A 14,134-nucleotide genomic window follows, 5' to 3' on the forward strand; every position below is an offset into this window, starting at 1 on the left:
CATGCGTCGTCCCCGGTTGCCCGCGTTATTGCTGTTGCTGGTCTGGGGGCTCGCCGGCTGCCAGTCCCGAGCCGAGGCACCGCCTTTGCCAGCCTGGCAAAGCCCCGAAGGCCGTGAGCATGCCGAGCTTGGGCACATCCGTGAACTGAGCAGCGGCCGGCTGCTGACGCCCGCGCAACTGCTGGAGCGGCTCGCGCAGGCTCAACGGCTGCTGGTTGGCGAGAAACACGACAACCCCGATCACCATGCCCTGCAGCTCTGGCTGCTGCGCGCACTGGACGCGCAACGGCCGCAGGGCAGCCTGCTGCTGGAGATGCTGCAGCCGGTGCAGCAAGGCCAGGTCGATGCACTGAAACAGCAGCAAACACGCCCGCAGGACCTGCCCAAGGCGCTGGGCTGGCAGGATGGCTGGGATTGGGCCTTGTACGGGCCGATTGTCCATGAAGCCCTGGGGCAACCGTACTCGTTACTGGCCGCCAACCTCGACCACGACGAAGTGCGCAGGATCTATCGCCAGCCGCCAGCGTTGAAGGGGCCGCGCTCGGCAGCAGCCAAGGTACAAGCCGTGCTGCTGGAGCAAGTCAGGGAATCCCATTGCGGCCTGCTGCCCGAAAGCCAGTTGCCGGCCATGCTGGCGGTTCAGCAACAGCGCGACCGACGCATCGCCGAGCGCCTGCTGGCCGCACCACAACCGGCGTTGCTGTTGGCCGGCGGTTATCACGTGCGCAAGGACATCGGCGTGCCCTTGCACCTTGCCGATCTGGGTGCTGAAGGCACCACGCAGGTACTGATGCTCGCTGAGGTGGGGCAGGTGGTTGATGCGCAAATGGCCGATTATGTCTGGTACACCCCGGCTTTGCCGGAGCAGGACTACTGCGCGCAGATGCGCAAAGGCGGGTAAAAACCCCAGGCAAAAAAAGACCCGGCAAAGTGCCGGGTCAATAACCGTGATTAGCCTGATGAGGAGATAATCTGAGAGTCCGAACCAGGGGCTTTCAGGTTACCCAACCAGTCTCGCGACCAGTTGTGATAATCATAACGATTCTCATTTCGTAGTCAAGCGTCCTGACTCAATATTCCCGATTATTTTTCTGTACGGCAGTTTTGCCGTCGAGTTGCTGGTTCAGGGCTTCCTTGCGCTCGGCCGGAATATCGTTCCAGTGCACGTCGAGCAAGGCGCCTTCAATTGCGTAGAGCAGCACCTTCGAAGCCCTGAAGCCGCGGCTGCGCACGGCCTTGTAGGCAGTCACCGCACCCAGTCGGCGTAAATCCGAAGCACTGTGGATGCCGACCGCATGCAGCCACTGCGCAGAAGTCTTGCCAAGATTTTTCAGATGCTGGAGTTCATCGTTCATCAAGCCTCCTTGCGACGGCTGAACGGGTCTTGATTAAGGAATCGCGGCAGGTCAATGAGGAGTGTAGCGGCACTTGGAAAATACGCGGCGTTTTGCCATCCATGTGCCGACGGGTAGCCGAAAGCTGCCCGCCAGGCCACAGCCGGCGGGCGTTTCACTCGTTACTGTCAGCGTGTACGGTAACGCAGGCGGGTGCCGAAATTGACCGACATCAGGATCTCGTCGGCGCTCAGTTCGCTGGGGAAGTAGGTGCCGGAAATCTGCGCATGGGCAAGGCTGGCGCCTTCCAGGCCGTTGTAGCGCAGGTCCAGGCCGCGCAGGTCGGAGGCGCGGAAGTAGGCATCGGTGAAGTCGATGCCGCTGGTGTCCAGTTCACGCAGGTCGAGTCCGCGGAAATCACCGCCACGAAAGTCGACGGCGCCGTCCTTGGGTTTCTCGCGATTGAAGCTGGCGATCTGTTCATCATGCACCAACGCATATAGCGCGCTGTCCAGTTGCCGTGGCTGATTCATGAGGCGCCTCCTTGTTTGCCCTGATGGTGACACTATAGGGCCATCATTGCGGAGGCGCCCGGAATCAAGCGTGAAGTGTCGACTACTTCACGTCCCGGGAGGCTTCAGAGCCCTGGCAGGCGCTGACGGATCTGCTTGACCAGCAGGTCGAGGCTACCGCTTTCGTTGGTTTCCACGCGCTTGCTTTGCAGCAGCTCTTCGGCGCTGAGCGGGTCACGGCTGGCTTGCTGGGCCTTGACCACCTCCAGGGTGGCATCCGACGGATCGTTCTGATCGGCCTGACGCTTGGCCAGCCAGCTGGCGATCACCGCATCCGGCGCGTTGCAGTCGAGGATCAGGAACGGCACGCCGGTTTCGCTGGCGACCCCGGCGGCGGCCTGGCGCTGGTCTTGCTTGAGGTAGGTGGCGTCGATCACCACCGGGAAGCCGGCGCGCAGGATGGTTTCGGCCATTTGGTGCAGGCGTTGGTAGGTGGCCTGGCTGGCGTCTTCGCTGTAGATACCGGCTTGCAGCTGGCCGGCATTGGCGCTGGCTTGCTCACCGAACATGCGCTTGCGCTCGACGTCCGAACGCAGGCGAATGGCGCCCAGGGCATCGACCAGGCGCATGGCCACGTGGCTCTTGCCGACAGCGGAAACGCCGTGGGTGATGGCCAGAAACCTCGAAGGGATGGCGCTGTAGCTCTCTGCCAGGTTGGCATAGTTGCGATAGGTGCGCAGGGTAGTGGCGCGCTGCACGGCATCGGCGTTGGCCGGCATGCTGAACAGGGCGACCTTGGCCCGCACCAGTGCACGATAAGCCTTGTAGAAGTTCAGCAGTTCCAGGCCGGCGTAGTCACCGGTCAGCTCCAGGTACTGGCTGATGAAGCGGCGCGACAGCGATTTCAGGCCGCGGTCTTCGAGGTCCATGGCCAGGAATGCGGCGTCGGCATAAACGTCGGTCAGGCGGAACGGTTCGTTGAACTCGATGCAGTCGAAAATCACCACCTTGCCATCGATCAGGGTGGCGTTGCCCAGGTGGATATCACCGTGGCATTCGCGGATGAAACCTTCTGCCTTGCGTTGCTCAAGCAGGCGATTCAGGCGTTTGAAGCTGTCCTGGGCCCAGGCTTGCAGGGCATCCAGTTGCTGCAGGTCGGCCTTGTCGGAAAGGAACGGGCGAATCTGCTCGAAGTTCTGCTCGACCGGGGCCATGACGCTGTCTGGCGTGCCCAGTGGATGCTCCACGGCAACTTTTGGCGCCGCCAGGTGGAAGCGGGCGATCTGCTCGGCCATCTGGTCGATGTGCGCGGCGGTCAGTTCGCTGTTGGCCTGCAGGGTGCTGAGCATCTGGCTCTGAGGGAACTGGCGCATCTTCAGCGCGTATTCGATCGGCTCGCCTTCGCCACCCAGTTGCGGTGCTTCGGCGCTGCCGGTGATCGGCAGCACCTCCAGATACAAGCCGTCGGTCAGGCGCTGGTTCAGGCGCAGCTCTTCGGCGCAGAAGTGCGCGCGCTGAGACAGCTCGGTGAAGTCGAGGAAGCCAAAGTTCATCGGCTTCTTGATTTTGTAGGCATATTCACCGGTGAGCAGCACCCAGGAGATATGCGTCTCGATAACCTGAAACGCCGTCACTGGGTGAGGGAACAGGGCGGGGTTCTGCAGGGCTGTAATCAAGGCTTGGCTCACGGGCGATCCTTCTGGGTCGGGAGATTCGAATGGGCCATTATGGCTGCAAGCGTGGCTGGTGCAAACCGCCGGAGGGCGCCTGTCGATGTGCGATAAAGTGCGTATAATCCGCCGCCATGACTCGATCCCGATCCCCCCGTACCGCTAAAAAACGCCCGTCTGGCCGCTCGCGTGCCTGGCTGGGCTGGGCCTTGAAGCTCAGCCTGGTCGGCTTTGTGCTGGTGGCGGGCTATGCCATTTACCTCGACGCCGTGGTCCAGGAGAAATTCTCCGGCAAGCGCTGGACTATCCCGGCCAAGGTGTATGCCCGGCCGCTGGAGCTGTTCGTCGGCCAGAAGCTGAGCAAGGCCGACTTCCTCATCGAACTCGATGCCCTCGGATATCGCCGCGAAAGCGTTGCCAATGGCCCGGGCGCGGCTGCAGTCAATGGTAATACCGTTGATCTGAATACTCGCGGCTTCCAGTTCTATGAAGGCATGGAAACGGCGCAAGCGGTGCGCGTGCGTTTCTCCGGTGACTATGTAGCCGGCTTGAGTGGCGCCAACGGCTCGAAGCTCGACGTGGTGCGCCTCGAGCCGCTGCTGATCGGCGGCCTGTACCCGAAAAACCTCGAAGACCGCATCCTGATCAAGATCGACCAGGTGCCGCCGTACCTGCTGGAAACCCTGGTGGCGGTGGAAGACCGTGACTTCTATCACCACTTCGGTGTGTCGCCCAAGTCGATTGCCCGGGCGGTGTGGGTCAACACCTCGTCCGGCGCCATGCGCCAGGGCGGCAGTACCCTGACCCAACAGTTGGTGAAGAACTTCTACCTGACCAACGAACGCAGCCTCAGCCGCAAGCTCAATGAAGCGATGATGGCCTTGCTGCTCGAGTTGCATTACGACAAGCGCGAAATCCTCGAGGCCTACCTCAACGAAGTGTTCGTCGGCCAGGACGGTCAGCGCGCGGTGCACGGCTTCGGCCTGGCCAGCCAGTTCTTCTTCAGCCAGCCGCTGTCGGAACTCAAGCTGCACCAGATTGCCTTGCTGGTCGGTATGGTCAAGGGCCCTTCCTATTACAACCCGCGGCGTTACCCGGAGCGGGCGACGGTGCGGCGTAACCTGGTACTCGACCTGCTGGCCGAGCAGGGCGTGGCAACCCCGGAAGCGGTGGAAGCGGCGAAGAAGATGCCATTGGGCGTGACCAAGCGCGGCAGCCTGGCCGACAGTTCGTACCCGGGCTTCCTCGACCTGGTCAAACGCCAGCTGCGCCAGGACTACCGTGACGAAGACTTGACCGAAGAAGGCCTGCGCATTTTCACCAGCTTCGATCCGATCCTGCAGATGAAGTCGGAAGCGGCCATGGGCGAGACCTTCAAGCGCCTGGCCGGGCGCAAGGGCGCCGATGAAGTCGAAGCGGCAATGGTCGTGACCAACCCGGAAACCGGTGAAGTCCAGGCCCTGATCGGCAGCCGTCAGGCCGGTTTCGCCGGTTTCAACCGCGCTATCGATGCGGTGCGGCCGATCGGCTCGCTGGTCAAGCCGGCGGTATACCTGACCGCCCTGGAAAAACCGAGCAAGTACACCCTGACCAGTTGGGTGCAGGACGAGCCGTTCTCGATCAAAGGCGCCGATGGCCAGGTGTGGCGGCCGCAGAACTATGACCGCCGCTCCCACGGTACGATTTATCTGTACCAGGGCCTGGCCAACTCCTACAACCTGTCGACCGCCAAGCTGGGCCTGGAACTGGGCGTGCCAAACGTGCTCAAGACCATTGGCCGGTTAGGTGTGAATGTCGACTGGCCGGCGTTCCCTTCGATGATGCTCGGGGCTGGCGGCATGTCGCCGATGCAGGTCGCGACCATGTACCAGACCCTGGCCAACGGTGGTTTCAATACACCGATGCGCGGTATTCGCAGCGTGCTGACCGCCGAAGGCGAGCCGCTCAAGCGTTATCCGTTCCAGATCCAGCAAACCTTCGATCCGGGCGCCATCTATCTGGTGCAGAACGCCATGCAGCGGGTGATGCGCGAAGGTACCGGGCGTTCGGTCTACAGTGTGCTGCCAAGCTCGTTGAACCTGGCGGGCAAGACCGGTACCAGCAACGATTCGCGTGACAGCTGGTTCGCAGGTTTCAGCCAGGACTTGCTGGCGGTGGTCTGGCTAGGGCGCGATGACAACGGTAAAACACCGTTCACGGGTGCTACCGGCGCGCTGCAGGTCTGGACCAGCTTCATGCGCAAGGCTGACCCCTTGCCGCTGGACATGCCGCTGCCCGATAACGTGGTTCAGGCCTGGATCGATCCGCATAGCGGCCAGGGCTCGGATGCCAGTTGCCCGGGCGCCGTGCAGATGCCGTATATTCGCGGTAGTGAACCGCCGGCTGGGCCCGCCTGTGGCGGCGAGCCGGATCCCGCCGAGTCCGTCATGGACTGGGTCAAGGGTTGGATGAATTAAGCACTAGCCTAAAGAGGGTGTGAAGTGAACAAGTGGTGGTTTCCAGCCTTGACGGCGCTGGCTTTGCTCAACGGCTGCGCCAGCAATCCGCGCGGCTCCATTCCCGTGGTCGATTCCAGTACCCGGGTTTCCAACAGCGAGCGGGTCACGGCTAACCGTGGTGCGCCTGCGCAGGTCAATGGCGGGACGCGTCAGGCTCAGTCCGTGCCGCAGGATTCCGGGGTGATGGTCATGGTCCCGCAAGGTTCCGGCGCCACACCGATCCAGACTTTCCCAGCGTCCACCGGTGCCGCGCCGATCAGCACCGGCCCGATTACCCCGGGCCCGAGCAGCTCGGCGCCGTTCGACAGCAGCTCGACCAATGCCGGCAGCTACACCATGCCGAGCACCACTGCGCCCAGCGCGCCGAGCGGTATTCCGCGCGCCAGTGCAGCCAGCGGCGGCCTCTCGGCTGACGAACAGCTCGACGGCCCGGTACTGGCGTTGTTGACCACCGCCCAGCAGCAACAGACCGGTGGCGACTACAACGGTGCCTCGTCGAGTCTGGAGCGTGCCCAGCGCATCGCGCCACGCGAGCCGCAAGTGCTTTACCGGCTGGCCCAGGTGCGCCTGGCTCAAGGCGATGCCGCGCAGTCCGAGCAACTGGCTCGCCGCGCGCTGACCTACGCCAACGGTCGCCCCGACCTGCAGGCCGGGCTGTGGAACATCATTGCCCAGTCGCGCGAAAAACAGGGTGATTCGGCAGGCGCAGCGCTGGCCCGGCAGAAAGCCCAGGTCAACCTGTAATGGATCCACGCATTCTCGATATTGCCGATCACCTGCTGTTGATCGAGCATGAACTCCATGCCCAAGGCTGGTGGAGTGATGTTTCACCGACGCCTCAAGCGTTGGCGAGCAGCGTGCCGTTCGCGGTCGACAGCATGAGCTTCGATCAGTGGCTGCAGTGGATCTTCCTGCCAAAAATGAAAGAGATTCTCGAAAAGGGCCTGCCGTTGCCAAATGCCTCCGGCATCCTGGTCATGGCTGAAACGGTATACGTCGATCGCCCGGAGCAAAGCCGCGAGCTACGCAGGCTGCTAGCAGAGTTTGACCAATTGATCAGTCCTTCTGCCTGAATTTCCCTCTTTTCACCCTTGGAGCCACAGATTGTGGCTCTTTTTGTTTGTATTGTTTGCTTTTCTGCTGCTGTCACTGGCATTAGTGGTGGCTGTGGATCGTCCTTGCGCGAAATTGGCAATAATTTTTCTTGACTTGCGCGCGCCGAAAAAGAAGAATCCAGATTCCGCTGTAGAGGGACTGCCAGAAGCAGACCCGCTAAGCAGATCATGAGGTGCATACCCGCGCCGACCTGTTACACCCCGCAACGCGTTACCTCGCGCTGGGTGGGAAAACCCCGCAACACTTTGGGGCGCTCCCAATACTTGCTCAGTCAGTGCTGACGTAGTCGGCGATTCCGTCGCTCATGCTCTGCTTGGCAGTAAACCTATTAAGACCCGTCCACCGTGGACGGTATTCTGGCGTTTTAGAGGTGAACAACGTGGAGCTTTTATCTGGCGCTGAGATGGTCGTCCGCTTTTTGCGTGACGAAGGCGTTAAGCACATCTACGGGTACCCTGGTGGTGCTCTCCTTCATGTTTACGATGCCCTGTTCAAAGAACCGGAAGTAAGCCACATCCTGGTTCGTCACGAGCAGGCAGCTACCCATATGGCGGACGGTTATGCCCGTGCCACCGGCAAGGCCGGCGTGGTACTGGTGACCTCTGGTCCAGGCGCGACCAATGCCATCACCGGTATTGCCACCGCGTACATGGACTCCATTCCGATGGTCATCCTCTCCGGTCAGGTGCCTAGCACCATGGTCGGTACCGATGCCTTCCAGGAAACCGACATGATTGGTATTTCCCGGCCGATCGTGAAGCACAGCTTCATGATCAAGCACGCCTCGGAAATCCCTGAAGTCCTGAAAAAAGCTTTCTATCTGGCGCAATCCGGTCGCCCGGGCCCGGTCGTGGTCGATATCCCCAAAGACATGACCAACCCCGCGGAAAAGTTCGAATACGTCTACCCCAAAAAGGTCAAGATGCGTTCCTACAGCCCGGCCGTTCGTGGTCACTCGGGGCAGATCCGCAAGGCTGCCGAGATGTTGCTGGCCGCCAAGCGCCCAGTGGTCTACGCCGGTGGCGGCGTGATCCTCGGCGGCGGTTCTGCAGCGCTGACCGAAGTTGCGCAGATGCTCAACCTGCCGGTCACCAACACCTTGATGGGCCTGGGCGGCTATCCGGGTACCGATCGCCAGTTCCTCGGCATGCTCGGCATGCACGGCAGCTACACCGCCAACCTGGCCATGCACCACGCTGACGTGATCTTCGCCGTCGGTGCGCGTTTCGACGACCGCGTGGTCAACGGCCCGGCCAAGTTCTGCCCGAACGCCAAGGTTATCCACATCGACATCGACCCGGCGTCGATCTCCAAGACCATCAAGGCCGACGTGCCGATTGTTGGCCCGGTCGAGAGCGTACTGACCGAAATGGTTGCGACCTTGCGCGAAATCGGCGAGCAGCCGGACAAGGCCGCCATGGATGCCTGGTGGAAGCAGATCGAAGAATGGCGTGGCGATCGCGACATGTTCCCTTACGACAAGGGCGACGGTAGCGTGATCAAGCCGCAAACCGTGATCGAGACCCTCTGCGAAGTGACCAAGGGCGATGCCTTTGTTACCTCCGACGTTGGTCAGCACCAGATGTTCGCGGCGCAGTACTACCGCTTCAACAAGCCGAACCGCTGGATCAACTCCGGTGGCCTGGGCACCATGGGCTTCGGCTTCCCGGCGGCCATGGGCGTCAAGCTGAACTTCCCGGACCAGGACGTTGCCTGCGTTACCGGTGAGGGCAGCATCCAGATGAACATCCAGGAGCTGTCGACCTGCCTGCAGTACGACCTGCCGGTGAAGATCGTCAACCTGAACAACGGTGTCTTGGGCATGGTCCGCCAATGGCAGGACATGGCCTACAACAGCCGTCACTCGCACTCCTACATGGAATCGCTGCCTGACTTCGTCAAGCTGGCCGAAGCCTATGGTCACGTGGGTATTCGCATCACCAGCCTGAAAGACCTCAAGCCCAAGCTCGAGGAAGCGTTCGCCATGAAAGACCGGCTGGTGTTCATCGATATCCAGGTCGACAACAGCGAGCACGTCTACCCGATGCAGATCAAAGACGGCTCTATGCGCGATATGTGGCTGAGCAAGACGGAGCGTACCTAATCATGCGGCACATTATTTCCCTGCTGTTGGAAAACGAACCCGGTGCCTTGTCTCGCGTGGTTGGTCTGTTCTCGCAGCGTAACTACAACATCGAAAGCCTGACGGTGGCGCCAACCGAAGACCCGACCCTGTCGCGTCTGACGCTGACCACGGTCGGTCATGATGAGGTGATCGAGCAGATCACCAAAAACCTGAACAAGCTGGTTGAAGTCGTCAAGCTGGTCGACCTCTCGGAAAGCGCGCACATCGAACGTGAACTGATGCTGGTCAAGATCAAGGCCACGGGCGCCCAGCGTGCCGAGATCAAACGCACCACCGATATCTATCGTGGGCAGATCGTCGACGTCAGCAGCAGCGTCTATACCGTTCAGCTTACTGGCGCCAGCGACAAGCTTGACAGCTTCATTCAGGCCATCGGTACCGCGTCCATTCTCGAAACAGTGCGCAGCGGCGTTACCGGCATTGCCCGTGGCGACAAAGTGCTCAGCATCTAACTCAAAAAATTAGCGATGGCCCTATGGGCCGAGATAACAGGGGTATTTTCATGAAAGTTTATTACGACAAAGACTGTGACCTTTCCATCATCCAGGGCAAGAAAGTTGCCATCATCGGTTACGGCTCCCAGGGCCACGCTCAAGCGTGCAACCTGAAAGACTCCGGTGTGGATGTCACTGTCGGTCTGCGTAAAGGTTCGAACACCGTTGCCAAAGCCGAAGCTCACGGCCTGAAAGTTGCCGATGTAGCGACCGCTGTTGCCGGTGCCGACCTGGTCATGATCCTGACCCCGGACGAGTTCCAGTCCCAGCTGTACAAGAACGAAGTCGAGCCGAACATCAAGAAGGGCGCCACCCTGGCCTTCTCCCACGGTTTCGCCATCCACTACAACCAGGTTGTCCCACGCGCCGACCTGGACGTGATCATGATCGCGCCAAAAGCGCCAGGTCACACCGTGCGTTCCGAATTCGTCAAAGGCGGCGGTATCCCTGACCTGATCGCGATCTACCAGGATGCTTCCGGCAATGCCAAGAACGTTGCCCTGTCCTACGCCGCTGGCGTCGGTGGCGGCCGTACCGGCATCATCGAAACCACCTTCAAGGACGAGACCGAAACCGACCTGTTCGGCGAGCAGGCTGTTCTGTGCGGTGGTACCGTCGAGCTGGTCAAAGCCGGTTTCGAAACCCTGGTTGAAGCGGGCTACGCGCCAGAGATGGCCTACTTCGAGTGCCTGCACGAACTGAAGCTGATCGTTGACCTCATGTACGAAGGCGGCATCGCCAACATGAACTACTCGATCTCCAACAACGCCGAATACGGCGAGTACGTGACCGGCCCTGAAGTCATCAACGCCGAATCCCGTCAGGCCATGCGCAACGCTCTGAAGCGCATCCAGGACGGCGAGTACGCCAAGATGTTCATCAGCGAAGGCGCCACCGGCTATCCTTCGATGACCGCCAAGCGTCGTAACAACGCTGCTCACGGCATCGAAGTCATCGGCGAGCAACTGCGCTCGATGATGCCTTGGATCGCGGCGAACAAAATCGTCGACAAGGCCAAGAACTGATCTTGTCCTGATGCGATGAAAACGCGGCTTCGGCCGCGTTTTTTCGTTTAGGCGGTCAGCTTCTGGTATAAAGCTTCATCGTTTGTCGGCGAACCCTCGTCGCAGACGTCTGTCGAAACTTTCCACACCGTTGCAAGGTAATGTCCATGAGCGAACGTCCCGAAGAGCCGAACAAGGCCTCTGACGCCGAAAGCCTGCTACCGATCGATGAGCATGTTGAAGAAGGGCATGACGCCGAAGGACGCAAGGTTCGGCATCGCGGCATCTATCTGCTGCCCAACCTGTTCACCACTGCGAACCTGTTCGCCGGTTTCTATTCGATCATCAACTCCATGAGTGCCCAGGCGGCCCTCAGCGCGGGTGATCCACGTGAGGCGAGCAAGTATTTCGCCTTCGCCGCTATCGCCATTTTCGTCGCCATGGTCCTCGATGGCCTGGACGGCCGTGTGGCACGCATGACCAACACCCAGAGCGCATTTGGTGCCGAGTACGACTCGCTGTCGGACATGGTCGCCTTCGGTGTCGCCCCGGCGTTGCTGGCCTTTGGCTGGGCCCTGGGAGACATGGGCAAGGTCGGCTGGATGGTCGCCTTCATCTATGTAGCTGGCGCCGCGCTGCGTCTGGCGCGCTTCAACACCCAGGTCGGCAAGGCTGACAAGCGCTACTTCATCGGCCTGGCCAGCCCGGCTGCTGCCGGTGTGGTGGCCGGTACCGTCTGGGCCTTCAGCGACTACGGCATCCAGGGTTCGAAACTGTCGTTCCTGGTGGCGCTGCTGGTGGCTGCGGCCGGCATGCTGATGGTCAGCAACATCAAGTACAACAGCTTCAAGGAGCTGGATCTCAAGGGACGCGTACCGTTCGTAGCGATCCTCGCCGTGGTGCTGGTGTTCGCGGTAGTCTTCAGTGATCCACCGCGCATCCTGCTGCTGGTGTTCCTCGGCTATGCGGCCTCCGGCCCTGTGCAATACCTGTTGCGCATGCGTCGGCGCAAAAACATCGAGTGATGTAATTTCGCTCGGGCTCCGTAGTCTACTGGTGCATCAGTCCTCCAGTTCTACGGAGCCATCATGCTCATCAAGCTGTCCAAAGCCTCCGATTGCAAAGAATCGGATGTCACCCCCGAATCCCTTTATGTCTCGCGCCGCGCCATGCTCGGCGGGTCGCTGGCTGCCATCGCGGCAACCGCGCTGCCGCGGTGGGCCAGTGCTGCCGACGCATCGCGCTATGCCGATGTCGAGGCGGGCAGGGCGCCTGGCTGGTTCAGCGAGAAGCTCGTCGCTACCAAGTGGCAAGCAGTGACGGCGCCGGGGGAGGCGATCACGCCGTTCAAGGATGCCACCCACTACAACAACTTCTATGAGTTCGGCACCGACAAGGGCGATCCGGCGGCCAATGCCGGCAGCGTTAAAACCGAGCCCTGGACCGTGGTGGTGGATGGTGAAGTAGGCAAGCCCGGGCGCTATGCCCTGGAAGACTTCATGAAACCCTACCAACTGGAGGAGCGCATCTATCGCCTGCGCTGCGTGGAAGCCTGGTCGATGGTCATCCCCTGGCTGGGCTTTCCTTTATCGGCGCTGCTTGATCAGGTCGAGCCAACCTCCAAGGCCCGTTTCATTCGCTTCGAAACCCTGCAGGACCCGAAGAGCATGCCTGGTCAGCGCTCAAGCTTTGCCCTGATCGACTGGCCTTATATAGAAGGCTTGCGCCTGGATGAGGCGATGAACCCGCTGGCGATCCTCGCCGTTGGCATGTACGGGCGCGAACTGCCCAACCAGAACGGTGCGCCGTTGCGTCTAGTGGTGCCTTGGAAGTACGGCTTCAAGAGCATCAAGTCGATCGTGCGCATCAGCCTGGTCGAAGAGCAGCCGCGCACCACCTGGCAGGCGATTGCTCCAGAAGAATATGGCTTCTACGCCAACGTGAACCCCGAGGTTGATCACCCGCGCTGGACCCAGGCCCGTGAGCGGCGCCTGCCCAGTGGCCTGTTCAGTCCCAATGTGCGGCCCACGCAGATGTTCAATGGCTATGCCGAAGAAGTGGCAGGGCTGTACAGCGGCCTCGACCTGCGGAAGAACTACTGATGCGTTATCCACTCTTCAGGCTCGGCATCTTTATCTCGGCCAGTGTCTGGCCGCTATGGTGGTTGTATGAAGCAGCCATGGAAGCCCTTGGGCCGGATCCGGGCAAGATCCTGGTCGATCGCCTGGGGCTGGGGGCTTTGATCTTCCTGTTGATAACCCTGAGCATGACGCCCTTGCAGCGCCTTACCGGCTGGGCGGGCTGGATTGTCTCGCGGCGCCAGCTGGGGCTGTGGTGCTTTGCTTATATAGTGCTGCACCTGAGTGCCTACATGTTCTTCGTCCTGGGGCTGGACTGGGGGCAGTTGGGGGTTGAGCTAAGCAAGCGTCCTTACATCATTGTCGGGATGCTGGGCTTTTTGGGCTTGCTGGTTTTAGCGGTCACTTCCAATCGATACAGTCAGCGCCGTCTCGGCGCGCGCTGGAAGAAGTTGCACAAACTGGTTTACGTGATTCTGGGGCTGGGCTTGTTGCACTTTCTCTGGGTAGTACGCGCCGACCTTAAAGAGTGGGTCATATACGCTGCTATCGGCTTGTTCCTGTTGGCCTTGCGTATTCCTGCGCTGGAGCGGCGAATCCCGCGCCTGGCAGTGCGTAAAACGGCACCTGTAACAAAAGCTTAAATAAGTGCTTGACGCCCCTGTGGATCTGTCTATAATTCGCCCCACTTCCGGCGCAGTCGGAACTGAAAACTCCTTGAGTTTCAAAGAGTTAGCGGTTCCAGGGTCGTCCGGAAGGGCTTCGATCGAAAGATCGACAGCGGTGAAAAAGGCAGTTGACAGCGGTTTGAAACGCTGTAGAATTCGCCTCCCGCTGACGAGAGATCGCAGCGAGTCAAGTGGTTGAAGTTGAAAGAGAAATTCTGAAAAACTTCAAAATAAACGCTTGACAGACTCTGAGGAAAGCGTAGAATGCGCGCCTCGGTTGAGACGAAAAGCTCTTAACCAACCGCTCTTTAACAACTGAATCAAGCAATTCGTGTGGGTGCTTGTGAGTTCAGACTGATAGTCAAAAAGATTATCAGCATCACAAGTGGCTACACGAAAATCGAAAGATTTGAAAGTAAGTCATTTGAGATTGCTGAGCCAAGTTTAGGGTTTTCTCAAAACCCAAGCAGTATTGAACTGAAGAGTTTGATCATGGCTCAGATTGAACGCTGGCGGCAGGCCTAACACATGCAAGTCGAGCGGATGAGAAGAGCTTGCTCTTCGATTCAGCGGCGGACGGGTGAGTAATACCTAGGAATCTGCCTGGTAGTGGG

13 protein-coding genes and 1 rRNA gene are annotated in these 14,134 nt (G+C 60.2%); 11 read left to right on the plus strand and 3 right to left on the minus strand.

The window, feature by feature from the left end:
• The first annotated feature begins 1 nt into the window (after position 1).
• The gene (locus JV241A_RS03285) at positions 2-901 is read left to right on the plus strand and encodes a ChaN family lipoprotein (RefSeq protein WP_115085257.1); all 900 of its coding nucleotides are present in this window, start codon (positions 2-4) and stop codon (positions 899-901) included.
• 169 nt (positions 902-1,070) lie between these two features.
• On the opposite strand, the gene JV241A_RS03290 is transcribed toward JV241A_RS03285, so the two are convergent.
• The 3 genes from JV241A_RS03290 to JV241A_RS03300 form a co-directional block, all read right to left on the minus strand.
• Positions 1,071-1,355 (minus strand): TfoX/Sxy family protein, encoded by a 285-nt coding sequence (locus JV241A_RS03290; protein ID WP_115085258.1) that lies wholly within the window; start codon positions 1,353-1,355, stop codon positions 1,071-1,073.
• 167 nt (positions 1,356-1,522) lie between these two features.
• Complete coding sequence (locus tag JV241A_RS03295; protein ID WP_115085259.1) at positions 1,523-1,867, minus strand: pentapeptide repeat-containing protein; 345 nt, start codon at positions 1,865-1,867, stop codon at positions 1,523-1,525.
• Between the two features lie 104 nt (positions 1,868-1,971).
• The gene (locus tag JV241A_RS03300; RefSeq protein ID WP_115085260.1) at positions 1,972-3,534 is read right to left on the minus strand and encodes a bifunctional aminoglycoside phosphotransferase/ATP-binding protein; all 1,563 of its coding nucleotides are present in this window, start codon (positions 3,532-3,534) and stop codon (positions 1,972-1,974) included.
• A gap of 116 nt (positions 3,535-3,650) precedes the next feature.
• Here JV241A_RS03300 and mrcB point away from each other — a divergent pair, with 116 nt between their 5' ends.
• The 10 genes from mrcB to JV241A_RS03355 form a co-directional block, all read left to right on the plus strand.
• Positions 3,651-5,972: a penicillin-binding protein 1B gene (gene mrcB, locus JV241A_RS03305; protein WP_115085261.1), complete on the plus strand. Its 2,322-nt coding sequence runs from the start codon at positions 3,651-3,653 to the stop codon at positions 5,970-5,972.
• A gap of 24 nt (positions 5,973-5,996) precedes the next feature.
• Positions 5,997-6,758: a hypothetical protein gene (locus JV241A_RS03310; RefSeq protein WP_134061351.1), complete on the plus strand. Its 762-nt coding sequence runs from the start codon at positions 5,997-5,999 to the stop codon at positions 6,756-6,758.
• A complete protein-coding gene (locus tag JV241A_RS03315; protein WP_134061352.1) occupies positions 6,758-7,087 on the plus strand; it encodes a YqcC family protein in 330 nt (109 codons plus the stop codon). Before JV241A_RS03310 ends, JV241A_RS03315 begins: the two co-directional genes overlap by 1 nt.
• A gap of 422 nt (positions 7,088-7,509) precedes the next feature.
• The gene (locus JV241A_RS03320; RefSeq protein WP_038999710.1) at positions 7,510-9,234 is read left to right on the plus strand and encodes an acetolactate synthase 3 large subunit; all 1,725 of its coding nucleotides are present in this window, start codon (positions 7,510-7,512) and stop codon (positions 9,232-9,234) included.
• Between the two features lie 2 nt (positions 9,235-9,236).
• Entirely contained in the window at positions 9,237-9,728 is a 492-nt protein-coding gene (gene ilvN / locus JV241A_RS03325) for an acetolactate synthase small subunit (protein WP_010223016.1), read from the plus strand.
• A gap of 50 nt (positions 9,729-9,778) precedes the next feature.
• Positions 9,779-10,795, plus strand: a complete 1,017-nt coding sequence (gene ilvC, locus JV241A_RS03330; RefSeq protein WP_045199667.1) for a ketol-acid reductoisomerase — start codon at positions 9,779-9,781, stop codon at positions 10,793-10,795.
• Between the two features lie 146 nt (positions 10,796-10,941).
• On the plus strand, positions 10,942-11,799 hold the full coding sequence (gene pssA, locus JV241A_RS03335; RefSeq protein WP_010223018.1) for a CDP-diacylglycerol--serine O-phosphatidyltransferase: 858 nt from the start codon (positions 10,942-10,944) through the stop codon (positions 11,797-11,799).
• Positions 11,800-11,862: 63 nt separating this feature from the next.
• Positions 11,863-12,876, plus strand: a complete 1,014-nt coding sequence (msrP, locus tag JV241A_RS03340) for a protein-methionine-sulfoxide reductase catalytic subunit MsrP (RefSeq protein WP_134061353.1) — start codon at positions 11,863-11,865, stop codon at positions 12,874-12,876.
• Positions 12,876-13,496 (plus strand): protein-methionine-sulfoxide reductase heme-binding subunit MsrQ, encoded by a 621-nt coding sequence (gene msrQ, locus JV241A_RS03345; protein ID WP_134061354.1) that lies wholly within the window; start codon positions 12,876-12,878, stop codon positions 13,494-13,496. Before msrP ends, msrQ begins: the two co-directional genes overlap by 1 nt.
• 498 nt (positions 13,497-13,994) lie before the next feature.
• Positions 13,995-14,134 (plus strand): 16S ribosomal RNA (locus JV241A_RS03355); the annotation flags it as partial.

The sequence above is a fragment of the Pseudomonas sp. JV241A genome, from assembly GCF_900275665.1.
Lineage (GTDB): Bacteria > Pseudomonadota > Gammaproteobacteria > Pseudomonadales > Pseudomonadaceae > Aquipseudomonas > Aquipseudomonas wadenswilerensis.